27 protein-coding genes are annotated in these 23,317 nt (G+C 63.7%); 7 read left to right on the top strand and 20 right to left on the bottom strand.

The window, feature by feature from the left end; all coding sequences use genetic code 11:
• Nucleotides 1–7: 7 nt before the first annotated feature.
• The gene (locus tag B0B52_RS01985) at nt 8–379 is read right to left on the bottom strand and encodes a protocatechuate 4,5-dioxygenase subunit alpha (RefSeq protein WP_077591931.1); all 372 of its coding nucleotides are present in this window, start codon (nt 377–379) and stop codon (nt 8–10) included.
• 77 nt (nt 380–456) lie between these two features.
• Here B0B52_RS01985 and B0B52_RS01980 point away from each other — a divergent pair, with 77 nt between their 5' ends.
• The gene (locus B0B52_RS01980; protein ID WP_077591930.1) at nt 457–1,389 is read left to right on the top strand and encodes a LysR family transcriptional regulator; all 933 of its coding nucleotides are present in this window, start codon (nt 457–459) and stop codon (nt 1,387–1,389) included.
• Here B0B52_RS01980 and B0B52_RS01975 read toward each other — a convergent pair.
• Nucleotides 1,381–2,289 (bottom strand): helix-turn-helix domain-containing protein, encoded by a 909-nt coding sequence (locus B0B52_RS01975; protein WP_077591929.1) that lies wholly within the window; start codon nt 2,287–2,289, stop codon nt 1,381–1,383. The two genes, B0B52_RS01980 and B0B52_RS01975, sit on opposite strands and share 9 nt — an antisense overlap.
• A 172-nt stretch (nt 2,290–2,461) precedes the next feature.
• On the opposite strand from B0B52_RS01975, the gene B0B52_RS01970 reads away from it, so the two are divergent.
• From B0B52_RS01970 to B0B52_RS22770, 4 genes are all read left to right on the top strand, one after another.
• Nucleotides 2,462–3,637 carry a cytochrome P450 gene (locus B0B52_RS01970; RefSeq protein ID WP_077591928.1) on the top strand — a complete coding sequence of 392 codons (1,176 nt, stop codon included), beginning with the start codon at nt 2,462–2,464 and terminating at the stop codon, nt 3,635–3,637.
• A 3-nt stretch (nt 3,638–3,640) separates the two neighbouring features.
• Complete coding sequence (locus tag B0B52_RS01965; RefSeq protein ID WP_077591927.1) at nt 3,641–3,964, top strand: 2Fe-2S iron-sulfur cluster-binding protein; 324 nt, start codon at nt 3,641–3,643, stop codon at nt 3,962–3,964.
• Between the two features lie 8 nt (nt 3,965–3,972).
• Nucleotides 3,973–5,214 (top strand): NAD(P)/FAD-dependent oxidoreductase, encoded by a 1,242-nt coding sequence (locus B0B52_RS01960; RefSeq protein ID WP_077591926.1) that lies wholly within the window; start codon nt 3,973–3,975, stop codon nt 5,212–5,214.
• An 88-nt stretch (nt 5,215–5,302) separates the two neighbouring features.
• Nucleotides 5,303–5,437 (top strand): hypothetical protein, encoded by a 135-nt coding sequence (locus tag B0B52_RS22770; RefSeq protein ID WP_256387512.1) that lies wholly within the window; start codon nt 5,303–5,305, stop codon nt 5,435–5,437.
• A gap of 47 nt (nt 5,438–5,484) precedes the next feature.
• On the opposite strand, the gene B0B52_RS01955 is transcribed toward B0B52_RS22770, so the two are convergent.
• The 13 genes from B0B52_RS01955 to B0B52_RS01895 form a co-directional block, all read right to left on the bottom strand.
• Nucleotides 5,485–6,192, bottom strand: coding sequence for an alpha/beta fold hydrolase (locus tag B0B52_RS01955; RefSeq protein WP_077591925.1), 708 nt, complete (start codon nt 6,190–6,192; stop codon nt 5,485–5,487).
• Nucleotides 6,193–6,197: 5 nt separating this feature from the next.
• Nucleotides 6,198–7,196 carry an aldo/keto reductase gene (locus B0B52_RS01950; protein WP_077591924.1) on the bottom strand — a complete coding sequence of 333 codons (999 nt, stop codon included), beginning with the start codon at nt 7,194–7,196 and terminating at the stop codon, nt 6,198–6,200.
• Nucleotides 7,197–7,205: 9 nt separating this feature from the next.
• Entirely contained in the window at nt 7,206–7,688 is a 483-nt protein-coding gene (locus B0B52_RS01945) for a hypothetical protein (RefSeq protein ID WP_077591923.1), read from the bottom strand.
• The gene (locus B0B52_RS01940; protein WP_077591922.1) at nt 7,685–8,110 is read right to left on the bottom strand and encodes a MarR family winged helix-turn-helix transcriptional regulator; all 426 of its coding nucleotides are present in this window, start codon (nt 8,108–8,110) and stop codon (nt 7,685–7,687) included. Before B0B52_RS01940 ends, B0B52_RS01945 begins: the two co-directional genes overlap by 4 nt.
• A complete protein-coding gene (locus B0B52_RS01935) occupies nt 8,107–8,478 on the bottom strand; it encodes a GIY-YIG nuclease family protein (protein WP_077591921.1) in 372 nt (123 codons plus the stop codon). The genes B0B52_RS01940 and B0B52_RS01935 overlap by 4 nt, the downstream gene beginning before the upstream one ends.
• A gap of 147 nt (nt 8,479–8,625) precedes the next feature.
• Nucleotides 8,626–9,579 carry a Gfo/Idh/MocA family oxidoreductase gene (locus B0B52_RS01930; protein WP_077591920.1) on the bottom strand — a complete coding sequence of 318 codons (954 nt, stop codon included), beginning with the start codon at nt 9,577–9,579 and terminating at the stop codon, nt 8,626–8,628.
• Nucleotides 9,580–9,656: 77 nt separating this feature from the next.
• A complete protein-coding gene (locus tag B0B52_RS01925; RefSeq protein WP_077591919.1) occupies nt 9,657–10,511 on the bottom strand; it encodes a class III extradiol dioxygenase subunit beta in 855 nt (284 codons plus the stop codon).
• Between the two features lie 2 nt (nt 10,512–10,513).
• Nucleotides 10,514–10,957 (bottom strand): protocatechuate 4,5-dioxygenase subunit alpha, encoded by a 444-nt coding sequence (gene ligA / locus B0B52_RS01920; RefSeq protein ID WP_077591918.1) that lies wholly within the window; start codon nt 10,955–10,957, stop codon nt 10,514–10,516.
• A gap of 12 nt (nt 10,958–10,969) precedes the next feature.
• Nucleotides 10,970–12,676 carry a tannase/feruloyl esterase family alpha/beta hydrolase gene (locus B0B52_RS01915; protein ID WP_077591917.1) on the bottom strand — a complete coding sequence of 569 codons (1,707 nt, stop codon included), beginning with the start codon at nt 12,674–12,676 and terminating at the stop codon, nt 10,970–10,972.
• A gap of 29 nt (nt 12,677–12,705) precedes the next feature.
• Entirely contained in the window at nt 12,706–13,629 is a 924-nt protein-coding gene (locus tag B0B52_RS01910; RefSeq protein ID WP_077591984.1) for an amidohydrolase family protein, read from the bottom strand.
• 10 nt (nt 13,630–13,639) lie between these two features.
• Complete coding sequence (ligK, locus tag B0B52_RS01905; protein ID WP_077591916.1) at nt 13,640–14,323, bottom strand: 4-carboxy-4-hydroxy-2-oxoadipate aldolase/oxaloacetate decarboxylase; 684 nt, start codon at nt 14,321–14,323, stop codon at nt 13,640–13,642.
• 2 nt (nt 14,324–14,325) lie between these two features.
• Complete coding sequence (locus B0B52_RS01900) at nt 14,326–15,360, bottom strand: amidohydrolase family protein (RefSeq protein WP_077591915.1); 1,035 nt, start codon at nt 15,358–15,360, stop codon at nt 14,326–14,328.
• A 25-nt stretch (nt 15,361–15,385) separates the two neighbouring features.
• Complete coding sequence (locus tag B0B52_RS01895) at nt 15,386–16,096, bottom strand: substrate-binding domain-containing protein (protein ID WP_254425609.1); 711 nt, start codon at nt 16,094–16,096, stop codon at nt 15,386–15,388.
• 113 nt (nt 16,097–16,209) lie between these two features.
• On the opposite strand from B0B52_RS01895, the gene B0B52_RS01890 reads away from it, so the two are divergent.
• The gene (locus tag B0B52_RS01890; RefSeq protein WP_077591914.1) at nt 16,210–17,142 is read left to right on the top strand and encodes a LysR substrate-binding domain-containing protein; all 933 of its coding nucleotides are present in this window, start codon (nt 16,210–16,212) and stop codon (nt 17,140–17,142) included.
• 40 nt (nt 17,143–17,182) lie between these two features.
• Nucleotides 17,183–18,169, top strand: a complete 987-nt coding sequence (locus B0B52_RS01885; RefSeq protein WP_077591913.1) for a tripartite tricarboxylate transporter substrate binding protein — start codon at nt 17,183–17,185, stop codon at nt 18,167–18,169.
• On the opposite strand, the gene B0B52_RS01880 is transcribed toward B0B52_RS01885, so the two are convergent.
• The 5 genes from B0B52_RS01880 to B0B52_RS01860 form a co-directional block, all read right to left on the bottom strand.
• Complete coding sequence (locus B0B52_RS01880; RefSeq protein WP_077591982.1) at nt 18,166–19,047, bottom strand: NAD(P)-dependent oxidoreductase; 882 nt, start codon at nt 19,045–19,047, stop codon at nt 18,166–18,168. The genes B0B52_RS01885 and B0B52_RS01880 overlap by 4 nt on opposite strands.
• 55 nt (nt 19,048–19,102) lie before the next feature.
• The gene (locus B0B52_RS01875) at nt 19,103–20,068 is read right to left on the bottom strand and encodes a tripartite tricarboxylate transporter substrate binding protein (RefSeq protein WP_077591912.1); all 966 of its coding nucleotides are present in this window, start codon (nt 20,066–20,068) and stop codon (nt 19,103–19,105) included.
• A 266-nt stretch (nt 20,069–20,334) separates the two neighbouring features.
• Nucleotides 20,335–21,654, bottom strand: coding sequence for a TRAP transporter large permease (locus B0B52_RS01870; RefSeq protein WP_077591911.1), 1,320 nt, complete (start codon nt 21,652–21,654; stop codon nt 20,335–20,337).
• On the bottom strand, nt 21,651–22,127 hold the full coding sequence (locus B0B52_RS01865) for a TRAP transporter small permease (protein ID WP_077591910.1): 477 nt from the start codon (nt 22,125–22,127) through the stop codon (nt 21,651–21,653). Before B0B52_RS01865 ends, B0B52_RS01870 begins: the two co-directional genes overlap by 4 nt.
• Before the next feature lie 102 nt (nt 22,128–22,229).
• Nucleotides 22,230–23,258 carry a TRAP transporter substrate-binding protein gene (locus B0B52_RS01860; protein WP_077591909.1) on the bottom strand — a complete coding sequence of 343 codons (1,029 nt, stop codon included), beginning with the start codon at nt 23,256–23,258 and terminating at the stop codon, nt 22,230–22,232.
• Nucleotides 23,259–23,317 lie beyond the last annotated feature (59 nt).

The following is a 23,317-nucleotide window of genomic DNA, read 5'->3' as shown; positions in this document are numbered from 1 at the left end:
CTTTTCCTCAGGCCAACAGTGTGGCGGGTTGATCGTTCTGCGCGAGCAGGCGCGCCTTGAAGGCTTCCTTGCTCAGACCGGTCTGCGCGGCGCCCAGATCCTGCACGTCCAGCCCCAGGATGCCGGCGAACTTGGCCAGGTAATACACGTTGCCGCCGGCCGCCAGCAGGCCCAGCACGTTGCGCGTACGTATGGCTTGGGCCTGCTGCTCGTTCAGGCCGTAGCGAAGCATGTAACCCACCTCATCGGCCTTGAAGGCCGCACGGCTGTCCGCGTTGTTGAAGGAAAAACACATCTTGTTGAGCGCATAGCCTTTTTGGGCCTGCTCGCCGTCAAACAGCGTGGTACCGGGAATCGGCTTTGGCGGGGAATAGGACATGGAAATCTCCTGGGCTTGACTTGTATCAGTACCCCAGTATTGCCGCCCGATTACAAAAGATAAACCGATGAATGCTGATGAAACCCATGAATGAATCCGATGGATCCGGCCTGGACGCCCGGCTGTTGCAGTTGCTGCTGAGCGTGCTCGAAACCGGCAGCGTGACCGCGGCAGCGCAGCGCCTGGGCGTGACGCAGTCCGCTGTAAGCCACGGCCTGGACAGGTTGCGCGCCGTCACCGGCGACCCGCTGTTTGTGAAGGCCGGCCGCGGCATCGTGGCCACCGCGCGCGCCGAGGCTCTGGCCGCACCGGCGCGTGAATTGCTGGGCGCCCTGGAACGTTTTGCCCGGCTCGGTAACTTCGACCCGGCGCAGTGGCAAACCACCTTCACCATCGCCGCCAATGACTTTCAGCGCGACCTGCTGCTGCCTGCGCTGGCTGCGCGCCTGCGCGCGCAGGCGCCGGGTGTGGTGCTGCGCGTGATTCCGTCAGCGGTGCCGCGGCTGGAAATGCTGCGCAGCGACGACTGCCAGCTGGCCATCAGCCCGCGCCCGCCCGAAGGCAGCGACATTGTGCAAAAGCGGCTGTTCGAGGACCAGTACCGGGTTTTCTACGACCCGGCGGTACGTGAGGCCCCGTGCACCGAGGCCGACTACCTGGCCGCCAGTCACGCCACCGTGGTGTACGAGCCGCGCCGCAGCCTGGAAATCGACCAGGTTCTGGCGGCACGCGGCCTGAAGCGGCACTTCACGGTGATGGTGCCGTCCTTCAGCGCACTGCCCGCGTTTCTGCGCGGCACACCGCTGCTTGCAACCGTGCCCGGCCTGCTGGCGCGCCACACCCTGCAGGGCCTGGCCAGTTGCCCGCCGCCCCTGGCCTGCCCCGGCATGCCCATGTACGCGATCTGGCACATCCGCTACCAGCAGGACCCGGCGCACCGCTGGCTGCGTGAACAGCTGAACGCCGTGGTGGGCCCGGCCCTGGCGCTGGAAAACGAGGCGTCAGCCTGAGAGCGGCTCGCTGCCGCGGTGCGCCTGCCGCCAGCGGTGTGGGCTGAGGCCCGTGCGCCGCTTGAAGAAGCGCGAAAAATACGCGGGGTCTTCGAAGCCGAGTTCCGCCGCCAGATTGGCTGCGGGCGCGGCAATGTACATCAGCCGACGGCAGGCTTCGCGCGTCAGCCGCTCATGAATCAGCTCCAGCGCCGAGCGCCCGCTCTCCGCACGGGCCAGTCGATTCAGCCGCGCCGTAGACAGCCCCAGACGCGACGCGTACTGCTCCAGCGACCAGTGCGCGAGAAAGTGCTCCTCGACCAGCAGCAGGAAGCGGGTGAACAGCGCCTGGTGCCGCCCGCGCCCCTCGCCCGACTGCCGGCCCTGCGCGCGCGCCTGCGCCAGCCGCCACACGACGGCGCGGGCCAGCCAGCCCGCCACTGGAGCCTCGGCGTTGCCAGGCGAAGTGAACTCCGCATGCAGTTCACGAAGCAATGCATCCAGGCGCACCGCAGCCGCCTCGCCATCCTCGAAGCGCAGCACCCCGGGGGTGGAAAAGAGGTTTCGGAAAGCTTCCCCCACCGACTGAAACTCCCCTTCCACCAGAAAGCGCGGGCTCAGCGTCAGAACCAGCCCGTCGGTATCCGGCGCAAACCGAAACCCGTGCACCACGCCCGGCGGTACGACCGTAGCCGCCGGTCCCCGAGCCACCTCACGCCGCTCGTCCAACGCGATGGCGGCCTCGCCGCGCTGCACCCATAACACCTGATAGAGCCCCTGGTGAACGTGCGGCGAAATCTCCCAGTGATAGAGGCGGCTGCGCGACTGCACCTCTTCGATGTGCAGCATCTCCTGCCCAGGCGACGCGGCCTCGCCATACAGGGCGAAAGAGGGGATGGCGGACGAATAGGGCTTGACCACAGTGGGTTCATTTTGAACGAAAAGTGCAAGTTTTCACCAGTCTTTTTGCAGTGCCAAGCCGCTACCCGCACCTTAAAGTTGCCCCACCTGAGGCACATGCCCCCACGCTTCGCTGCCCCCTCCGAGGGGGTTTTTGCCTAGGGGCGGCCCGTCGTCAAAAAAGGAGACAACCATGTTCAGCTTCGACCCCTACTCGCCGGCGGTGGACGCCGATCCCTTTCCCTACTACAAGCGCCTGCGCGACGATCACCCGTGCTTCTGGAGCCCCGAGGCCCAGATGTGGGTGCTGTCCCGGTATTCGGACATCGTGTCCGCGGGACAGGACTGGCAGACCTATTCGTCGGCCAGCGGCAACCTGATGACTGAGTTGCCCAACCGCGCCGGCGCCACGCTGGGCACAACCGATCCCCCGCGGCATGACCGTCTGCGCGGCCTGATCCAGCACGCGTTCATGAAGCGCAACCTGGAGAGCCTGGGCGAGCCGATCCGTGCGATCGCCAAGGGCGCAGCCGAGGAACTGCGTGGGCAGCCACAGTTCGACTTCAAGGACTTCTCGGCCAAGTTCACGGTACGCGTGCTGATGACGGCCCTGGGCCTGCCCACTGGCGACGAAGCGCTGGTGGACGAGCAGACCGTGCGCGAGAAGGCGGTGCTGATGGTGCAGAGCGATCCGCACACCCGCAACAAGGGGCCGGAACACATCGCCGCCTACAACTGGATGCAGGACTATGCCGGCAAGGTGATCGCGCTGCGCCGCGCCGCACCGCGCAACGACCTGATCTCCAACTTCGCCCTGGCTGAGATCGATGGCGACCGCCTCGACGAGCGCGAGGTGCTGCTGACCACCACCACGCTGATCATGGCGGGCGTGGAGTCGCTGGGCGGCTTCATGATGATGTTCGCACTGAACCTGGCCGACCATCCCGAAGCGCGCAAGGCAGTCATCGACAACCCGGCCCTGCTGCCGGACGCGATCGAGGAAAGCCTGCGCTTCAACACCTCGGCCCAGCGCTTCCGCCGCCGGCTGATGAAGGACGTCACGCTGCATGGCCAGACCATGAAGGCCGGCGACTTTGTTTGCCTCGCCTATGGCAGCGGCAACCGCGACGAACGCCAGTATCCGAACCCCGACGCGTATGACATCACGCGCAAGCCGCGCGGCCATCTGGGCTTTGGCGGCGGCGTGCACGCCTGCCTGGGCACCGCGATCGCCCGCCTCTCGGTGAAGATCGCGTTCGAGGAATTCCACAAGGTGTTCCCCAACTACCACCGCGTCGCCGAGCAGCTGGCATGGATGCCCTCTTCCACGTTCCGCAGTCCGCTGGTGCTGGACCTGGCGGTGGACTGAGCCATGGCCAACATCACCTATATCGAAGCCTCCGGGCAATCCACAACCATCGGCCTGGCTGACGGCTGGAGCCTGATGCAGGGCGCCACCGCCAACGGCATCGACGGCATCCTGGGCGAATGCGGCGGGTCCTGCGCCTGCGCCACCTGCCACTGTTATGTCGACGAGGCGCGCTTGGGCGATCTTGCACCGCCCAGTGAGACGGAGCTGGCGATGCTGGAAAACACCGCCGCGCCACGGCGGCCCAACAGCCGCCTGGCCTGCCAGCTCAAGGCCTCGCCCGCGCTTGATGGCCTGGTGGTGCATCTTCCTGAAACCCAGGAATAGAAATAGCCATGGCGCAGGTGAGACGCGAAATCGTGGTGGTCGGCGCGGGCCAGGCCGGCCTGCAAGCAGCCGAGGCCCTGCGCGCAGGCGGCTTCGAGGGGTCTGTCACGGTCCTGGGCGATGAGGCCCATGGACCGTACCACCGACCACCCCTGTCCAAAGCCTGGCTGGCCGGCGAGATGGATGCTGCGCAACTGGTAATGCGCGCCCCCGAAGCGCTGGCCAGAAAAAACATCGCGCTGCGCACGGGTGCGGCGGTGGCCGCCATCGACCGCGGCGCGCACCATGTGCGCCTGGCCGACGGCAGCGCCCTGCCCTACGACGGGCTGGTGCTCGCCACGGGCTCGACGCCGCGCACGCTGGCAATGCCGGGCGCCACCGCCCAAGGCGTGCAGGCATTGCGTTCGCGCGACGACGCGGACGCCATCGCGCAACGCCTGTCCTTATGCATGGCCGGGCAGTTGCCCGTGGTCGTGATCGGCGGCGGCTTCATCGGGCTGGAAGTCGCGGCCACGGCGCGCAAGAAGGGCTTGAACGTGACGGTCCTGGAAGCCGCGCCGCGGCTGCTGGGCCGCGCACTCACCCCGGTGCTATCGGACTGGTACGCCGACCTGCACCGTGGTCATGGCGTGCAGTTGGTGCTCGGCGCCGCGATTGCGGCAATCGAGGCCGGCACCGACGGCGCGGTCACCGGCGTGCGCCTGGCTGACGGCAGCGTTTGCCCCGCAGGGTTGGTGGTGATGGGTGTCGGCGTCTCCGCCAACGACGAGCTGGCGCGCACCGCGGGGCTCGAATGCGACCGCGGCATCGTGGTGGACGCTTGCGGCCGCACCAGCGACCCCGACATCGCCGCCGCGGGCGATTGCACCGCGCGCCGGCTGCCCGACGGCACGCTGCTGCGGCTGGAGTCGGTACAGAACGCCACAGAGCAAGGCAAGAGCGCAGCGGCAGCGCTGCTGGGCCAGGATCGGCCGTTTACCGCCACGCCCTGGTTCTGGAGCGATCAGTACGACCGCAAGCTGCAGATGGCCGGCCTCTCGGCGGGCGCCGATGAATGGGCGGTGCGCGGCGACATGGACTCGGCCAGCTTCAGTGTCTACCACTTCCGACAGGGCCGCCTCATTGCCGTGGACAGCGTCAATGCCGGCAAGGACCACCTGCTCGCGCGCAAACTGATGGACAAGAGCAAGACCCCTACTGCCGCGCAGGCGGGCGATGCAGCCTTTGATCTGGCGGCGCTGCTGGCCTGACCCTTGCTCTTCAAGTCGATTCATTTCCACGACCCCAACAGTCACAGGCTGAAGCTGGCCGCCGCCCCTGCCCTGCCCCGGCATGTCCATGTACGCGATCTGGCACATCCGCTACCAGCAGGACCCGGCGCACCGTTGGCTGCGTGAACAGCTGGACGCCGTGGTGGGTCCGGCGCTTGTCGATGCCGCGTCAGGTCAGGCTCCCAGCCAAATTGGCCGATAGCCATTGTCAGCTGGGTCTTAGTTGCGATTGTTTTTGAAGCAAAAGATTCATCCGCGCGCCAGCCAGTTCGCCAGGGCGGCGCTGACTTCTGCCGGTTGCTCCATCGTGCTCATGTGGCCGCAATGGTCCACAAGGCACAGGCTGGAGCCGGCAATGGCGGCGTGCATGGCCTGGTGTTGTGGCGGCGGGCTCCAGGCGTCGTCACGCCCGCACAAGACCAGCGTGGGACAGGCAATGCCCGGCAGCAAAGGCGCTGCATCAGGCCGGTTCAGCAGTGCGTGGATCTGCGCCGCAAACTGATCCGGATTGCTGCGCTCCAGCATGTCCAGAATGGATTCAAAAAGCGGCGTGTCCAGCTGGTCCGGGTGAACCATGCCGCGCGCCCACTGCTCGCCAAGCGCGCGCATGCCGCGGCTGCGGGCCAGTGTCAGCAGGGTCATGCGCCCTGCCCGCTCCTTCTCGCCAGCCTCACCAGGGGCCAGGGGATGCGTGCCGATGTCCAGCAGCGCCAGGCGCTCGACGCGCTGGGGCGCGAGGCGCATCACCTCCAGAGCAACGCGCCCGCCCATGGAATGCCCGGCCAGCGCAAACCGTTCGGTGGGGGCCTCCTGCAGCACTTGCAGGGCCATGTCGGAAAGGGAACTGCGCAAGCCCCAGGCCGGCACCACACAGCGGGCCGGCAAGGCCGCCACCTGGTGCGCCCAGACGGCGGCGTCGCACATCAGGCCGGGCAGAAGCATCAGCGTGCCTTGCATGCCGCTCAATACGTTTCGGTATCGACTTCGCTCTGCGACTGCGCGCTGTAGCGGTTGCCCGCCACAGTGTGCTGGTTGATCAGTGCTTCCACGCGCGTGAGCAGGTCGGCGTTGAGCTGCACGTCGGCAGCGGCAAGGTCTTCTGTCAAATGCACCACAGAAGTGGTGCCGGGAATCGGAATGATGTGCGGCGCCTTGTGCAGCAGCCAGGCCAGCGCCAACTGGGCGGGCGTGCACCCGGCCTCCGCCGCCAGCGCCTTGTAGCCCGGCAGAAGCCGCAGGTTGGCCGCATGGTTCTCCGCCTCGAAACGCGGCATGGAACGCCGGATGTCTTTCGCGTCCAGGGTGCCGACGTCATGCACCGCGTCGCACAGAAAACCGCGCGCCACCGGGCTGAAGGCCACGAAGGCCGCGCCCAGTTCGCGGCAGGCTTCCAGCACCGCAATCTCGGGGTTGCGCGTCCACAGTGAATACTCGGTCTGCACGGCCGCAATGGGGTGCACGGCATGGGCTTTGCGCAAGGTGGTGGCCGACACTTCAGACAGGCCGATGCTGCGCACCTTGCCTTCACGCACCAGTTCGGCCATGGCGCCTACGCTGTCTTCGATCGGCACTTTCTTGTCCCAGCGATGCAGGTAGTACAAATCAATCACATCGGTCTGCAGGCGCTTCAAGCTGTCTTCGCAGTTTTTCCGGATGGTCTCGGGCCGACCATCGATGACGCGTTTGACGCCGTCCTCAAACTGCACCCCCGCCATGCCACCCTTGCTGGCCAGCGTGAAGCGGCTGCGGTGTTTTGACAGCACCCTGCCCACCAATGTTTCATTGGCGCCGAAGCCGTAAAGCGCTGCGGTATCGAACAGCGTGACACCGGCATCGAGCGCAGCGAGCAACAAACGCTCACCCTGCTCTGCCGATGGCGGCGTGCCGTAGGCGTGGCTCAAATTCATGCAGCCCAGGCCAATGGCTGTAACGTGGAAAGGCCCAATGGTTCGCTTTTGCATCTCTGAAGCTTAACTGGAATCGAAGCTGGACCGTGGCGCCCTCAGCCGCTGGCCGGCCAGTTCCAGCCAGGCGCTGCCGCCATAAGCGGCCACCAGATCATGCGCGGTTTCGGCCCAGGCGGGATGGTTGGCGTCGACGCCCAGCGCCTCGATGAAATGGCCCTGAACGACCATGAACTGGCGACGGTAAGGCAGCAGGAACGCCGCCGGGTCAGCCTCCAGTGCCGCGCGCGCCTGCTCGTACCTGGCCAGCCACAGGTTCAGCAAAATGCCGGTCCGCGGCGCGTGCCAGAACGTCCCCATGTCGTCCTCCCGCGTCGCCAAACCTCCCAGCACGGCCCGCGCGTGCTCCCAGTGCGCAAAGCCCACTTCGCGTGCCACCTGGTTCAGGCAATGGCGCAGGCGAATCCCGTCAGAGTCCGCATCCTCCCGCCGGGCGGCATTGAGCCGAAGCCGCGCCCGTGTTTTCAATTCATCGAGCAGCGCTGTCATGTGAGCTCCAGTACGCTGCTGCGGCACAGCTGTGACAACATGGTCCTCAAACCCTCGCGCGCCGCGGCATCCATGCCCGCCAGCGCTTCCGAGCAAACAACTTCGGCGGTCACTGCAGCCTCGGTCACGCGTGTTCGTCCAGCTGGCCGCACGGCCACCATACGCCCGGGCTCACGCTGGAGATAGCCGGTCTTCTCCAGAGGCGCAAGTTGCCGGAGCACGGTCGACATCCGCACACCCAAGGGGCGCACCAGGCCCGCCAGGGGCAGACGCCCGCCTTCGGCCTGCGACAAGAGCCGCAGCAGAATGAAGTCACCCAGGCTCAGGCCATGGAAGAGGCCCAGAACATCGTCGAGTTTCAGTGTGAGGCTTGCGTGAGCCAGGCTGATCCGCAGGCAATCGTCAAGTGCATTGGTTTTCATACGCCCAGCTCCTCGCGCCACATTGCCAGCAAACCAGCCAGCTCCGCCTTGTAGTCGAAGGCGGGGTCGTCCCGTTGCTTGACGAGGTCGATGACTTCGAAGCGGCAGTTGTCCGGCCCGAACGCCAGCCAGTCTTGTTGCAGTTGTTTGTCGCGGTATGACTTGCGGTCCAGCTCGAAGCGGGCGCGGTTCATCGCCGCGTGCACGTTCATGCTTGCCTCCACAATCATGCGGCCACTGGACAAGCTGCGGATGCTGTAGACGCCCATGGGCGGCGGAGTTTCCCGGTACTGCTTTTTAAGCTCGCTGCGGGTGCGGCCGGCAGAAGCCGGCGCGGAAAGATGGGGAAAAGAAGGGATTGATGCCATGACAAGACTCCAGGGTGCGTTAAAGGCCAATCCCGCGCTTGGCCAACGAACCCGTGATCTGTCAGGTTGAAGAAAAAATTGAAGGAGGGTGAGAGCCTCTTGTGCGGGCAGGCGCCCCTCAGCGCCTGAGCCGCAATTATATGCGCGCTACTTGAGTTGTTGCTCCAGCCGGTGCAGCACCTCATAACACGGCAACACCTTGGCCACGCTGCTGTTCGGCTCGCGGCCTTCGCGAATGGCTGCAAAAAATTCGCGGTCCTGCAGCTCAATGCCATTCATGGACACGTCCACTTTACTCACATCAATTTTTTCTTCCTTGCCGTTGAACAGGTCGTCATAACGCGCAATGTAAGTCGCGCTGTCGCCGATGTAGCGGAAGAAGGTGCCCAGCGGGCCATCGTTGTTGAAACTCAGTGACAGCGTGCAGATGGCGCCATTGGCCGCCTTGAGCTGGATGCTCATGTCCATCGCGATGCCCAGCGTCGGGTGGATCGGACCCTGAATGGCATTGGCTTTCACAATGGGGCTGCCGCATTGGTAAGCAAACAGGTCCACCGTGTGCGCGGCGTGGTGCCACAGCAGGTGGTCGGTCCAGCTGCGCGCCTGGCCCAGCGCATTCATGTTGCTGCGGCGGAAGAAATAGGTCTGCACATCCATCTGCTGGATGTTGAACCTGCCGGCCGAAATTTCCTTGTGCACGTACTGGTGGCTGGGGTTGAAGCGGCGCGTGTGGCCGCACATGGCGACCAGACCTGTCTGCTTCTGCAGGGCTACCACCTCCTGTGCACCTTTGAGGGTGTCGGCCAGCGGAATTTCCACCTGCACATGTTTGCCGGCCTTCATGCAGGCAATGCTTTGCTCGGCATGCATCTGCGTTGGTGTGCACAGGATGACGGCGTCGACCTCTTTCAGCGCCAGGCTGTCGGCCAGCTCGGTGCTGACGTGGCCAATGCCGTATTTGGCGGCAACTTCTTTGGTTTTCTCCAGCTCGCGGCTGACGAGTGAAACAACTTCAACGCCGTCAATGTTCTTGATGCCGTCGAGGTGTTTGATGCCGAAGGCGCCGGCGCCTGCGAGTGCGACTTTGATGGTTTTGGTCATAGGTACTCTCCTTGAGATTCGCTCGCCATGAGCTTGTCGAAGGGTAAGGTTTCGACAGGCTCAGCCCGAACGGGGGGTTATTTGTTTTCGAGAATCAGGTGGCCCACCGCAGTATTGCTGGCAGGCACATGGTAAAAACGGTGCGCCACCTTGGGCGCGGGGCCGCCGGCCACATCAGCCATGGCGCCGCGGGCGATCAGCCACATCACGAGCTCGATCCCCTCCGAACCGGCTTCGCGCACATAGTCGATGTGCGGCTTGGAGGCCAGACCTTCGGGGTCGGCGATCAACTGGTCCAGGAAGGCGTTATCAAATTCCTTGTTGATCAGGCCGGCACGCGGGCCCTGCAGCTGGTGGCTCATGCCGCCCGTGCCCCAGATCTGCACCTTCAGCGGTTTGTCAAAACTTTCAATGGCCTTGCGGATGGCCTTGCCCAGCTCGAAGCAGCGCCGGCCCGAGGGCACGGGGTACTGCACCACGTTAACGGCAAACGGAATCACCGGGCAGGGCCAGGCTTGCGGCTGGCCGCACATCAGCGACAGCGGCACGGTCAGGCCGTGGTCCACGTCCATCTTGTTGACGATGGTCAGGTCAAAGTCCTGCTGAATCACCGACTGCGCAATGTGCGCCGCCAGCTCGGGGTGGCCCTGCACCACAGGCACAGGGCGCGGGCCCCAGCCCTCGTCCGCTGGCGTGAAGGAATCAGCGCAGCCAATCGCAAAAGTCGGAATCATCTCCAGGCTGAACGCGGTGGCGTGGTCGTTGTAGACCAGAAAAATCACGTCGGGCTGGTTGTCCTTGAGCCACTGCTTGGAAAAGTCGTAGCCCTTGAACAGGGGCTGCCAGTAAGGCTCCCCACTCTTGCCCAGGTCAAGTGCTGCGCCAATGGCGGGCACATGGGAGGTGTAAACGGATGCGGTGATTTTGGCCATATTCATGAATTTCGTGTTGCGCCGGCTTTGCCCTGCGGTTGACGGTGGGCCTGCGCGGTTCCGTCTTCACCGACCACGCGGTTGCCCTCGACGGAGCGGCCTCCGCCAATCATCATGTCGCGGTATTCCTCTTCGGTCATGCCCGTCATGCTGCCTGCCATTTGCTGAAAGCTCTTGCCATCGGTGGCACCGATCTTGGCCAGGAAATAAATGTTGCCGCCCGCCTTGATGCAGCGGTTCAGGTCGCGCGCCAGCACCGCCTGCTTCTGCTCTTCGCTCATCGGCCACTCGTCGAGGTAGGCGCGTTCATCGGCCTTGAAACGCGCGCGATTCTCGGCCTTCATCAGCGACATGCAAAACTGGTTCAGGTGATAACCCAGGCGCGACTGCTCGGCATCAAAAATCGTGGTGCCGGGAACGTCGAGGTAAGGTTTATCGAGCGACATAACTGTTTCCTGTCATTTGCTGCATTCGAAACTCGCGGCTTGCGCCGCATCGCCACCGCGGTAACGCGGCCACAGCGGCCATTCGCACAGCGGACGGGCGCGGGTCACCGCGAACGGCGGCACCACCGGCTGATCAAGCAGTTGCAGCCCCGCAGGCGCTTGGCCGCGCTCAACCCAGGCAACCAGTGCCGGCAGGATGTCCGCATTGGCAGGCGCGCCGGCGCCCACGTGGTCCACACCCGGTGCAGTGTAGAGCTTGAAGAAGCGGTCCACGCTGCCCTGCCCCATGCGTGCCACCACCGACTCGTAGTAACGGATGCCCGCGTAGGGGCTTTGCGCGTAGTCGGCCATGTTCTCCAGCAGCATCAGCTTGCCGCCGCGGGCACTGAAGGCGCTCAGGTCAGGGTTGGTGGAATCCATCAGTGCGGAGACCTGGCTGACCCGTGCGGCGAAGTTCTCAGGCTTGTAGTTGCGCACGTCGAAAGCCGGATCGCGCGCATAAAAATGCTGGATCGCGCCGCTGCCGTAAATCCAGGCAATACCATTGGTGGGTTGCGGCGGCTGGGTAGGCGCACTCGTGCCCAGCCACCAGGCGTTCCAGCCGCCGGTGGGGCCGAAAGCGGGCGTTGCTTCACCGGAAACGCCCCAGCCGGGATATTCCGTCACGCCATTGGCCAGTGCAAACGGCATGCGGTAGGTCGAATGCAGGGATTGCACAGCGCGCACCTGGGCATCGCTGAGGCAGCTGTCACCGCCCTGCCCGGCCACGCAACGCAGTTTGGTCACGTCGAAGCGCGCGCGGCAGCCCGCAAAGTCAGACACCACACCATCGGCCAGACCGTCGGCCGCGTCGCACGAAGCCAGCACGGCGTCGTGCACCAGCTTCACCTGCGCGGGCCGCATCCAACCCCCGCCCATCGTCGCCAGGCCGTTGCGGGTACCGGCGTGCTGAAGCGCGGTCCAGTTGATCACGGGAACGCGGCTGAAGATGCCGTCGAAATCATTCGGATAGCGTTGGGCCATGGTCAGGCCTTCCCGCCCGCCTTCCGAGCTGCCGACAAAATACAGCTTCACCGGTGCGCGGCCATAGGCCTGCTGCATCAGGGCCACAGCCACGTCACGCACCTTCTTGTAAGAGGCATGGGCGAAGTTGACCAGCGCTTCCTCATTCGCCGCGAAGGCCTGCGGCGGCACGCCCGGCGCATTCTGGTGACCGGAGTCGGTGCCGTAAGTGACATAACCCTGCGCCAGCGGTGTGGGCTGGTCAAAACGAGCCGCGGGAATCAGGCCCAGGGCATTGATCAATGTTCCGTTGAAACCGCCGCCACCGTATTGCACGCTACGGCCGTTCCATTGCAGCGGCAGATTGACCTGGAACAGGATGGGCGGGGCCTTGGGATCAAGCGGGGCAATGCGGCCCAGCACCTGGCAGTGCGCGGGCGTGACCGGCGTGATGCGCGCCGCAGGCGTGGGGCCGCGCTCGGCCACACTCAGCGGCACCGGCTGCGTCAGGCGGGTCGAGTCAATGCTGGCCGCACCGCTGGGCAGGCCGATGGCGCTGGCAGGAATGGTGGTGCGCAGGCGCGCGCAGGCCGCGGCGGGGTCCGTCCCCAGGCTCACCGGCGCGGATGCTGGCCCGGTGGTGCCGCAGGCAGCCAGCAGCGCGGCTGTTGCCACGGCAGCGCATGTGAGTCGAAGAATAGGTGCATATACGTTCATGGTTTGTCTCCTGCTTTTTATGGTCGGGCTCAGGTCCAGTACAACCCGGTGGGGTTGTCCACCAGCAGCTTGCGTTGCAATTCGGCAGTCCTTGCAATGTGCGGGATGAAGTCCACCAGCAGGCCGTCGTCGGGCATGTGGTCCTTCAGGTTCGGGTGCGGCCAGTCGGTGCCCCAAAGCACGCGGTCTGGGAATGTTTCGACCAGGCGACGGGCAAAGGGCACCACGTCGCGGTAAGCGTTTTGCTCACCCTTCAAGGCCGGCGGGCCACTCACGCTGAGGCGTTCAGGGCAGCTGACCTTGCTCCAGATGTTCTCGTGTTCACGCATCATCTTCACAAACAGCTCGAACTCCGGGCCGTCCACCGGCTTGCTCACATCGGGCCGGCCCATGTGGTCAACCACCACCGTGGTCGGCAGCGCTGTGAAAAAGTCGTACAGCTCGGGCAGGTCCTGCGCCTCGAAATACACCACCACATGCCAGCCAAGTGGTGCGATGCGGTTGGCAATTTCAAGCAGCACTTCGCGCGGCGTGAAGTCTGCCAGGCGTTTGACAAAGTTGAAACGGGTACCGCGCACACCGGCAGCGTGCATGTCTTGCAGCTCAGCGTCGGACACATCGCGCTTGACCGTGGCCACGCCGCGTGCCTTGTTGTTCGAGTGCCTGAGGGCATCGACCAGGGCCCGGTTGTCGCTTCCGTGGCAGGTGGCCTGCACGATCACATTTTTATCAAAACCCAGGTGATCGCGCAGCGCGAACAACTGGTCTTTGGAGGCATCGCATGGCGTGTACTTGCGCTCGGGCGCATAAGGAAACTCCGCACCGGGGCCGAACACATGGCAGTGTGCATCCACCGCGCCAGCAGGCAACTTGAAGCGGGGTTTGCTGGGGCCGGTGTACCAGTCGAGCCAGCCGGGAGTTTTTGTGAAGTCGCCAGTCGCGGTTTTTTCCATGGTGGGCTCGTCAGTCAATATATTTGAGCCCGGCCTTGGCCAGCGGTTCGCGCATGCTGTACATGTCCAGGCCCAGAATGCCGGAGCCCAGCTTGGCACGCTTCTCCCCTTCGTTGGCTTCGCGGGCAGCGGCGGCATCGGCGGTCTTCACTGCCAGCGCGGCCGGCACCACAACCACGCCGTCGTCATCGGCCACGATCACATCGCCCGGGTTGACGCTCATGCCCGCACACACAACCGGAATGTTGACCGAGCCCAGCGTGGCCTTGACCGTGCCCTTGGAACTGATGGCGCGGCTCCACACCGGAAAGCCCATCTCCTGCAATGTCTTCACGTCGCGGCAGCCGCCGTCGATGATGAGGGCCCGTGCGCCGCGCGCCATGAAACTGGTGGCCAGCAGGTCGCCGAAAAAGCCGTCGGTGTTGTCGGTGGTGCAGGCCGCCACCACGATGTCGCCGGGCTGGATCTGCTCGGCCGCCACATGCATCATCCAGTTGTCGCCGGGTTGCAGCAGCACAGTAACCGCCGTGCCCGACACCTGTGCCCCGGCATAGATGGGCCGCATGTAAGTCTTCATCAGGCCCACGCGCCCCATGGCTTCGTGCACGGTGGCCGAGCCGTATTTCGCCATGCGGTCGGCCGCAGTGCGGTCGGCCCTCTTGATGTTGCGGTAAACAACGCCCAGTTCGTACATGTTTATTTCCCCTGTTTTTTGAGCAGCGCGTCAAGGCGCGGGAACACGCGGCGCGTGTTGGCTTCGTAGATCTGGTGCTTGTCGTCGGCGCTCAGGATCGTCGAGGCCTCGATGTAGCGCTTGGTGTCGTCATAGTAGTTGCCGGTCTCCGGATCGATGCCGCGCACCGCGCCAATCATCTCCGAGGCAAACAGCACGTTTTTCACCGGGATCACGGTGTTGAGCAGGTTGATGCCTGGCTGGTGGTAGACGCAGGTGTCGAAAAACACATTGTTGAGCAGGTGGTCCTTGAGCAGCGGCCGCTTCATCTCCTGCGCGAGGCCGCGGAAGCGTCCCCAGTGGTAAGGCACGGCACCGCCGCCGTGCGGAATCAAAAAGCGCAGCGTCGGGAAGTCTTTGAACAAGTCGCCCTGGATCAGCTGCATGAAAGCCGTGGTGTCGGCGTTCAGGTAATGCGCGCCGGTGGTGTGAAAGGCCGGGTTGCACGACGTGGAGACATGGATCATGGCCGGCAGGTCGTACTCGACCATCTTTTCGTAGATGGGGTACCAGAGCTTGTCGGTCAGCGGCGGTGAGGTCCAGTGGCCGCCCGAAGGATCGGGATTGAGGTTGATGCCGACATTGCCGTATTCCTTGACGCACTTTTCCAGCTCGGGAATGCAGGTTTTCGGATCAACACCTGGCGACTGCGGCAGCATGGCCACGGGCACGAAGTGCTCGGGAAAGAGCTGGCTCACGCGGAAGCACAGCTCGTTGCAGATGGCGGCCCAGGTGCTGGAGACATTGAAGTCGCCGATGTGGTGCGCCATGAAGCTGGCGCGCGGCGAGAACAGCGTGATGTCGCTGCCACGCTCTTTCATCAGCTTGAGCTGGTTGGTTTCGATGCTCTCGCGCAGCTCGTCGTCGCTGATCTTGAGGTCGGCCGCTTTGGGCATGACGGACGCGTCCTTGATGCCGGCAATCTGCTGGTTGCGCCAGTTTTCCAGCGCCTTGGGCGCTGTGGTGTAGTGACCATGACAGTCAATGATGAGGCTCATGCTTTCTCCTGTGTTCGTGATGTGGTCAAGCCGGCTCCATGCCCTGGCGCTGCTTCGCTTCGGCGGCCTGTGGCGAGCGCATGTAGTCCAGCATGGCATGAACCCGTTCTGCCTGTTGCGAACCGGCCGCCACGCCGCTGTGTACGCCGGCAGAAAAGGTGGTGATGATCTGGATGGCCGGCGGCAGCGGGCCGACCACGGTGATGCCTTCCACGTGCAACAGCTCGCTCAGCTGCTGGAAGCCCAGCTCAACCTCGCCGCGTGCCACCAGCGTGCCGACGGGCACACCCGGCGGCGCCTGCACCATGCGGCTTTGAATTTCTTCGGCAATACCCCAGCGCTCGAACAATTTGGCCAAGGCCACGCCGCTGGGCCCGGTCGAGTAGCTGATGCTGCGTGCCGCCAGCACGGCGCGCTTCACCGCGTCTTCCGAACTGATGTCGGGCAGCGGCGCACCAGCACGCACGCAGGCGGCGACCCCAGAGTGGACCAGGTCAACCTTGCTGCCCGCCTGAAGATGGCCGGCGGCGATGAGCTTGTTGATCGCGTCAGAGGCCAACACCACAACGTCGAAACTTTCGCCGGCCTGCACACGTTTCGCGGCATCAACGCCGCCCACGGCCTCAATGGCAACCGTGCAGTCTGCCTGCTTCTGGAACCCGGCCACCAGTTCGGCCAGCACCTGGCGGGTGGCCATGGAAGAAATGCCCTTGATGGCGGGAATAGCACTTTGCATGGGGGAGATTCTGGTTCGTTCTGCGCCCGGTGGAAAGGCACCGACCGGACTAGCAGGTATAACATTTGGGCATAATAAGCCAAAGGTTATTCAAAACTTCAAAGCACATCCTCATGGACCTCAAGCAACTCGAGTACTTCGTGCGCGTGGCCGAACTGGGCAGCTTCACACGCGCCTCCATTGCGCTCGACATTGCCCAACCCGCCCTCAGCCGCCAGATTCGTCTGCTTGAAGTCGAGCTGCGGCAAAACCTGCTGACGCGTACCGGGCGCGGGGCGATTCCCACCGAAGCCGGCAAGCTGCTGCTCAAGCATGGGCGCGGCATTCTGCACCAGGTGGAAGTAGCTCGCGAAGAGCTGGGCGCCGTGCGCGGCGGCCTGGCCGGCCGTGTGTCCATCGGCCTGCCGCCCAGCCTGTCCAAGCTCATCACGGTGCCGCTAACCCAGGCATTCAGGAAGCAGCTGCCACACGCCCAGCTGACCCTGACCGAAGGCTTTTCGATCCTGATGCTGGAGGGCCTGCGCGTGGGCAACCTCGACATGGCCGTGCTCTACAACTCCGACCGCTCCCCCGAGCTGGAAACCACCACGCTGCACTCGGAAGAGCTGGTGCTGATTTCGCACAGGGCCAGCGTCAAAGCGGGCGCTGCCAAAAAGAAGATCTCCGACAAGCGGCAGCCCATCAACCTCGCCGATGTCGCCGCCCTTCCCCTGATTCTGCCGAGCCGCCCGAATGCCTTTCGCATCCTGGTCGAAAGCAAAATGATCACCATCGGCTGCAAGCCGCAGATCGCGCTGGAAGTCGACGGACTCAACGCCATCCTGAGCCTGGTCCGGGAAGGCATGGGCCACGCCGTGTTGCCAAGCTACACGCTGAGCAACGTCGACGACCCGACGCACTACACCTTGCGCAACATCCGGTCGCCACGCATCATGAGCGAGCTGATGCTGGTGCGCTCATCGCGCCGCGCCAGCACAGACACCCAAAAAATGGCCATCGAAGTGGTCAAGTCAGTGGTGGTCGAAGCCATCAAGCCTTACATCTGACAACAACAAACCAGCAATAACCCATTTTTGGAGCAAGCCCATGCCTTTTACCAAGAAATTGTTTCTTGCCGCCATCGTTCTGGCTGCTGGCACCGCCGCCGCGCAAAGCAACACCGCCGTCACTACACCCTACCCCACCAAGCCCATTCGTCTGGTCGTGCCTTTCACGCCCGGCGGCAGCACCGACATCCTCGCACGCGCCATCGGCCAGGAGCTGACCAAATCCTGGGGGCAAGCCGTCATCGTCGACAACGTGCCCGGCGCGGGTGGCAGCCTGGGTGCCGACAAGGTGGCCAAGGCCACGGCCGATGGCTACACCCTGCTGATGGGCCACATCGGCACGCTGGCGGTCAACCCCTCGCTTTACCCTTCCCTGCCTTACGACCCCATTAAAAGTTTTGCGCCCGTGGCCTGGGTGGCGCGTGTCCCCAATGTGCTGGTGGTGAACCCGCAGGTGGCGGCGCGTTCCGTGACAGAACTGGTGGCGCTGGCAAAGTCGCGCCCCGGTCAGCTCAACTACGGTTCCGGCGGCAACGGCAGCGCGGCCAATCTGGCCACCGAATACTTCAAGCTGCAGACCGGCACCTCGCTGCTGCACATTCCCTACCGCGGCACGGCGCCAGCGGTTAACGACCTGATCGGTGGACAGATCCAGGTGCTGTTCACCGGTGCCCCTGCCGTGCTGAGCCAGATCAAAAACGGCCAGCTGCGCGCGCTTGCTGTTTCTTCGCCGCAGCGTCTCCCGGCCCTGCCGGATCTGCCCACGGTTGCCGAAGCGGGCTACAAGAATTTCGAAGCCGACCAGTGGTATGGCGTTGTGGCGCCCGCGGGCACACCGCGCGAGATTGTTGCCAAGCTCAATACGCAGATCAATCTGTCGCTGAATTCGGCAGAGCTCAAAACGCGGCTGACCAACGAGGGAGCCGTCGCCACGCCGACCACACCCGAGGCCTTCGGCAAACACATCGTCAGTGAAATTGCACGCTGGAAACCGGTGATCCAGTCGGGTAGGGTCAAGGCTGATTAGGCTTTTGGCTTAGCGGCCAGCAGGCGGTCCGCGTAGTCCTGCCAGCGGGCATCTTTGCCCACGCCAACAAACACACCGGCCTTGGCCTGGTCGGCCACCCACTGCTGCTTGTCGGCAATCGCCGAAGCCATGAAGGGGTCGAACCCCGGCCCGGCTTCGTGCACGGTGTTGGCGGCCTCGCGCATTTCCTCGGCGCGGCGCTGGCCGTGCTGCACCACGCGGCTGAAGAAATAGGCGCCTTGCTTTTCCCAGTCGATGCTGGGGAAGGTTTCCGCCAGCGTCGGCAGCACATGGTCTTCCACGCCGTAGGCCCGGGCGGTGGTGTAGCTCTCGATCACCAGCGCTTCCAGGCCCTTGATCATCACGCTGCGGCACATCTTGATGGCGCTGGCTACACCCAGCTTTTCGCTGACCGCTTTCGCATCCATGCCCCAGGCGCTCAGCACGCCCGACAGCTCAGCAGCCAGTGCGCCGCCCAGCAACATGGGCACACGAATGCCATAAGGCGGCACCGAGGTCATCACACCAGCTTCCACATAACGGCCCCCGGCCGCATCAATCAGTGCTGCGGCCTGCTGCTTGGTTCCGGGTGAAGCCGAGTTAAGGTCCAGAAACACAGTGCCCGACCGGATGTGGGGCGCTGCTGCCTGCGCCACGGCCAGCGTGTTGGAGGCAGTGACGGCCGAGATGACGAGATCGGAACGCGCACAGAGTTCGGCCATGGAAGCACAAGCGGCCACACCCGCCTGCGCCGCATGAGCCAGTTGGGCTTCCCGCAATGCGGGCGCGCCGAACTTGAGATCCCAGGCGCTGATGTTTGCTACCTGGTCTTTGAGGCCGGCCGTGAAAATTTTGCCGACCTCGCCGTACCCCACCATGCCAATGTTTTCAAACTTCACGAACAGGTCTCCTTCACCGGGCAAGCGTGTATGTTTATTGAGTAGGAATTTTCGCGCGAACGATCACCTCGCCCCAGCGCTTGGTTTCGCTCGCCAGCAGTTCAGCTGCCTGCTCGGGCGAACTGGCGCGCGCTTCCACGTTCAGGTCAGCCAGTTTTTTCTTGACGTCCGGCGAATTGACCGCAGCGGCGATCTCCTTGTTCAGACGGGCAATCACGTCTTTGGGGGTTTTAGCGGGCGCAGCCAGTGCGTTCCAGCTGGAAGCGACAAAGCCGGACAAACCGCTCTCTTTGGCCGTGGGCACGTCGGGCAACACAGCGGCGCGTTTTTCACCGGTGACGGCAAGCGCGCGCAGCGCGTTGGCCTTGATCTGCGGCAGCACCGGCCCGAGGATTTCCACTGCCGCATCAACCTGCCCGCCACGCAGTGCGGTGATCACCGCCGGCGTGCCGTTGAACGGAACAATCTGCATGTCCGCGCCAGAGCTGGTCTTGAACAGTTCGCCCGCCAGGTTCTGTGTGCTGCCGATGTTGATGGTGCCGAGGTTGAGCTTGCCGGGGTTGGCCTTGGCAAACGCCAGCAGCTCACCCAGATTTTTGAACTTTGAATCTGCGGGCGTGATGATGGCAATGTCAAAGAAACCCAGAGTGGAAATGGGAGCGAAATCGCGCGCAGTATTGAACGGCAGCGACTTGAAGAGGCCCGCGCTGACTGCCGTGCCGTTGGACATCAGCAGCAGCGTGTGGCCATCGGGCTCGGCCTTGGCCACGGCATCACCCGCCACTACGCCACCTGCGCCCGGCTTGTTGTCGATGACCACGGCCTGACCGAGCGATTCGCCCAGCTTCTGCGCCACCGTGCGTGCCGTCAGGTCGGCCACGCCACCCGCGCCAAAAGGCACCACGATGCGAATCGGCTTGCTCGGAAAAGTTTGCGCCATGGCCACTGAAGCGAAGGTCATGGACACCAGCAGACTGCAGGCAAGGCGTTGAAAAGTCATGGAATGTCTCCTAAGGGTGAATCGTCAAATTCTGGCCGATACCGCAACGCGCCGAAAGCCTTGCACCCCTCTAGCAGCCAGAACAAACACACATAACGCACGCATCACATATGCATGACACATTGATCAAAGCCCCTGCCGGCCAGAATGACCCATTTTCAGTGTTCAGGCAGGAGCTTGCCCACAAAAAGTGGCTCCAGCCCTCAGCACCCGGACGAAGTTAGCTATCTATTCAATAGCACCACGCGAACTGCGCTCCGCCCGCATCAGCCCACAAACTTCACCAGCCACAGCGATATGGGCGGAAAAGCGAGCAGCAGGATGGTGCGCAACACGTCACTGACCAGGAAGGGCATCACGCCCTTGTAGCTTTCCGAGATGGGCACGTCCTTGGCCATGCCATTGACCACATAGACGTTCAGCCCCACCGGCGGTGCCAGCAGGCCGAAACCTACCGTCATCAGCACCATGATGCCGAACCAGATGGCAACGGATTCCTTGGGCATGCCAAAGTCCAGCCCCATCACCACCGGGAAAAAGATCGGGATGGTCAGCAGGATCATGGACAACTCGTCCATCACCGCACCCAACACCACGTAGAACAGCAGAATGCCCGACACAACCAGCACCGGCGCCACGCCCCAGCCCTGGATCACGCTGGCCAGTTGCGCCGGCACCTGGGTCAGGGCCAGGGCGGTGTTCATCATGTCGGCGCCGATGAAGATCATGAAGATCATCGCGCTGCTGCCCGCAGTGGAATAAAAGCACAGCTTGATCTTCTGCAGCGTCAACTCGCGCCGCAGCAGGGCCGCGACAAAGGTGGCCGCCGCGCCCACACCCGCGCCTTCGGTGGGTGTGAACAGCCCGCCGTAGATGCCGCCGAACACGATGGCGAAGATGACAGCGATCGGCGCCACGGCCATCACGCCGGCCAGCGTCATGCGCGGGCGGTCGTCGTCATGCTCAGGCGCATGGCCAGGGAACAGGCGCACATAAACGGCGATGGCGACCATGTACCCGCACATGGCAATGATGCCGGGGATGGTGGCCGCTGCAAACAGCTTGGCGATGTTCTGCTCGGTCAGGATGGCGTAAATCACCAGCGGGACGGACGGCGGAATCAAGATGCCCAGCGTGCCGCCTGCCGCCAGTGTGCCGGTGGCGAGCCGCCCGGAATATCCGTGGCGCTTCATCTCGGGCAGGGCCACCGAGGTGATGGTGGCCGCGGTGGCGATGGACGAGCCGCAGATGGCGCCGAAGGCCGCGCTGGCCATCACGGCTGCCATGGCCAGGCCGCCGCGAAAGCCCCCCATGACCACGCTCGCAAACTGGAACAGGGCCTTGGAAATACCCCCCTGGGTGGCGAAGTTGCCCATCAGGATGAACAGCGGAATCACCGAGAGGTCATAACTCGCAAACCGGGCATACGCCAAGCCATTGAGGTTGTTGAGGAACGGCGCCAAGCCGACCTGGTACAGGTAGCCGAACACGCCGGCGACAAACATTGAAATGGCGATCGGCACACGAACGGCCATCAACACCAGCATGCAGGCAAAAATAAGGCCCGCCAACATCAAGGAACTCATTGGCCCTGCTCCGAAAAATCGCCATACACAGTCTGAGCCAGGGCGATCACCCCGGCCAGCACAATCGGGGGCACCATGAGCGCGTAGACAATCCACTCGGGAAAACCAAGCATCATGGTGCTGGAGTTGGAACTGAGGGCATTGAGCCCCCCCACCGCGGTGCGCCAGGCCAGCAGCAGCATCACCGCGCCCATCAGTGCGCTGCCAAAGCGGTCCAACCCGCTATTGGCTGCGGCAGACAGGCGCGAAGTGAAAAAGTCCACGATGATATTTTCACGCCGCAGTTGGCACCAAGGCAGAAACAGCGCCACCGCGGCACCGGCGGCAGCAGCGGTCAGCTCATAGTCACCGACCAGCGTCGTGCCAATCGTGTTGCGTCCAATCAGGCTGACGCAGGTTATCAATGTGATAACGGTCAGGATGACACCCGCCAGGACCGCGCAGGCTCTGGCCAACAGGGAAAGCAGCTTCAATTCATCACCATGTAAGAGTAAGCCACTCCCCCGACCTTGACGGCACAACGGGAGCAGCGTTTGTAGGCAAAACCGGCAGGCCGCAAGCGGCCTGCGCACCAATTATCGTTGGTGCTTGGAGATCAATGCACGGGCTTCGGCGGCCAGCTTGGCACCGTCGATGTTCTTGCCCTTCATTTCGGCAACCCAGTCGGTTTCCACCGTGGATGCCGTACGGCGCCAGCGCTGCGTCTCAGCCAGGTCAAGCGCAACAATGTTGTTACCCGCTTTTTCAGCGATGGCGCGGCCTGCCTTGTCACCTTCGTCCATGGCACGGCCGAACATGGCGGCGGTTTCGATGCCGGAGTTGGCGTCAATCACCTTCTTCAGGTCAGCCGGCAACTTCTCGTAGGCCGCCTTGTTCATCGAGAACGCGAAGGTCTGCGTGTACAGGCCTTCCTTGCCGGCAAAGGTGGTGTGGTTCTTCACCAGCTCGCTGACCTTGAGCGCAGGCGTTACTTCCCAGGGAATCGTGGTGCCATCGATCACGCCCTTGGACAGCGCGTCGGTCACTGCCGGCACCGGCATGCCCACCGGCGTAGCGCCCAGCTTGGTCAGCATGTTGCTGATCACGCGGGAGCCGCCGCGAATTTTCATGCCGCGCAGGCTCTCAAGCCCTGTGACTGGCGTCTTGGTGTGAAAGAGCCCGGGGCCGTGGGTGTGCACGGCAATCAGCTTGATGTCCTTGAACTCGTCCGCCGCGAACTTCTCGACGTATTCCTGAAACGCACGCGAGGACTGCTCGGCATTGCCGCTCATGAAGGGCAGCTCAAACACTTCCGACTTGTTGAACCGGCCCGGCGTGTAGCCCAGCACCGTCCAGGTCAGGTCCACCACGCCGTCACGGGCCTGGTCAAACAGCTGAGGCGGCGTACCGCCAAGTTGCATGGCATGAAACAGCTGGACCTTGATCTTGCCGCCGGAGTCTTTCTCAACCTTCTGTGCCCAGGGAATCAGTGCCTTGGCCGGAATGGTGGCCTGCTGCGGCAGCATCTGGTGCAGGCGAAGCGTGACCTGTTGTGCAAAACCGGCGCTGGCCGCACACAGGGTGGCGACGGCCACGGCCGTCTTGATCAGGGTTCTCTTGTTCATGTCAGTCTCCAGTTCTGATGTTGAAGGATGAGGGTACCTCTGCGTAGGCAGTTTCCTCA

The organism is Polaromonas sp. A23, assembly GCF_002001015.1.
Classification (GTDB): Bacteria; Pseudomonadota; Gammaproteobacteria; order Burkholderiales; family Burkholderiaceae_C; genus Polaromonas.
The sequence above is the reverse complement of the archived record's forward strand: the minus strand, read 5'-3'. Positions and strand labels throughout refer to the sequence as shown.

Bases quoted from the DNA above. Each gene is read 5' to 3' on its own strand.
- B0B52_RS01985 (WP_077591931.1), bottom strand. From the start codon at position 379: ATGTCCTATTCCCCGCCAAAGCCGATTCCCGGTACCACGCTGTTTGAC.
- B0B52_RS01980 (WP_077591930.1), top strand. From the start codon at position 457: ATGAAACCCATGAATGAATCCGATGGATCCGGCCTGGACGCCCGGCTG.
- B0B52_RS01970 (WP_077591928.1), top strand. From the start codon at position 2,462: ATGTTCAGCTTCGACCCCTACTCGCCGGCGGTGGACGCCGATCCCTTT.
- B0B52_RS01965 (WP_077591927.1), top strand. From the start codon at position 3,641: ATGGCCAACATCACCTATATCGAAGCCTCCGGGCAATCCACAACCATC.
- B0B52_RS01960 (WP_077591926.1), top strand. From the start codon at position 3,973: ATGGCGCAGGTGAGACGCGAAATCGTGGTGGTCGGCGCGGGCCAGGCC.
- B0B52_RS22770 (WP_256387512.1), top strand. From the start codon at position 5,303: ATGTACGCGATCTGGCACATCCGCTACCAGCAGGACCCGGCGCACCGT.
- B0B52_RS01955 (WP_077591925.1), bottom strand. From the start codon at position 6,192: ATGCAAGGCACGCTGATGCTTCTGCCCGGCCTGATGTGCGACGCCGCC.
- B0B52_RS01950 (WP_077591924.1), bottom strand. From the start codon at position 7,196: ATGCAAAAGCGAACCATTGGGCCTTTCCACGTTACAGCCATTGGCCTG.
- B0B52_RS01945 (WP_077591923.1), bottom strand. From the start codon at position 7,688: ATGACAGCGCTGCTCGATGAATTGAAAACACGGGCGCGGCTTCGGCTC.
- B0B52_RS01940 (WP_077591922.1), bottom strand. From the start codon at position 8,110: ATGAAAACCAATGCACTTGACGATTGCCTGCGGATCAGCCTGGCTCAC.
- B0B52_RS01935 (WP_077591921.1), bottom strand. From the start codon at position 8,478: ATGGCATCAATCCCTTCTTTTCCCCATCTTTCCGCGCCGGCTTCTGCC.
- B0B52_RS01930 (WP_077591920.1), bottom strand. From the start codon at position 9,579: ATGACCAAAACCATCAAAGTCGCACTCGCAGGCGCCGGCGCCTTCGGC.
- B0B52_RS01925 (WP_077591919.1), bottom strand. From the start codon at position 10,511: ATGGCCAAAATCACCGCATCCGTTTACACCTCCCATGTGCCCGCCATT.
- ligA (WP_077591918.1), bottom strand. From the start codon at position 10,957: ATGTCGCTCGATAAACCTTACCTCGACGTTCCCGGCACCACGATTTTT.
- B0B52_RS01915 (WP_077591917.1), bottom strand. From the start codon at position 12,676: ATGAACGTATATGCACCTATTCTTCGACTCACATGCGCTGCCGTGGCA.
- B0B52_RS01910 (WP_077591984.1), bottom strand. From the start codon at position 13,629: ATGGAAAAAACCGCGACTGGCGACTTCACAAAAACTCCCGGCTGGCTC.
- ligK (WP_077591916.1), bottom strand. From the start codon at position 14,323: ATGTACGAACTGGGCGTTGTTTACCGCAACATCAAGAGGGCCGACCGC.
- B0B52_RS01900 (WP_077591915.1), bottom strand. From the start codon at position 15,360: ATGAGCCTCATCATTGACTGTCATGGTCACTACACCACAGCGCCCAAG.
- B0B52_RS01895 (WP_254425609.1), bottom strand. From the start codon at position 16,096: ATGCAAAGTGCTATTCCCGCCATCAAGGGCATTTCTTCCATGGCCACC.
- B0B52_RS01890 (WP_077591914.1), top strand. From the start codon at position 16,210: ATGGACCTCAAGCAACTCGAGTACTTCGTGCGCGTGGCCGAACTGGGC.
- B0B52_RS01885 (WP_077591913.1), top strand. From the start codon at position 17,183: ATGCCTTTTACCAAGAAATTGTTTCTTGCCGCCATCGTTCTGGCTGCT.
- B0B52_RS01880 (WP_077591982.1), bottom strand. From the start codon at position 19,047: ATGGTGGGGTACGGCGAGGTCGGCAAAATTTTCACGGCCGGCCTCAAA.
- B0B52_RS01875 (WP_077591912.1), bottom strand. From the start codon at position 20,068: ATGACTTTTCAACGCCTTGCCTGCAGTCTGCTGGTGTCCATGACCTTC.
- B0B52_RS01870 (WP_077591911.1), bottom strand. From the start codon at position 21,654: ATGAGTTCCTTGATGTTGGCGGGCCTTATTTTTGCCTGCATGCTGGTG.
- B0B52_RS01860 (WP_077591909.1), bottom strand. From the start codon at position 23,258: ATGAACAAGAGAACCCTGATCAAGACGGCCGTGGCCGTCGCCACCCTG.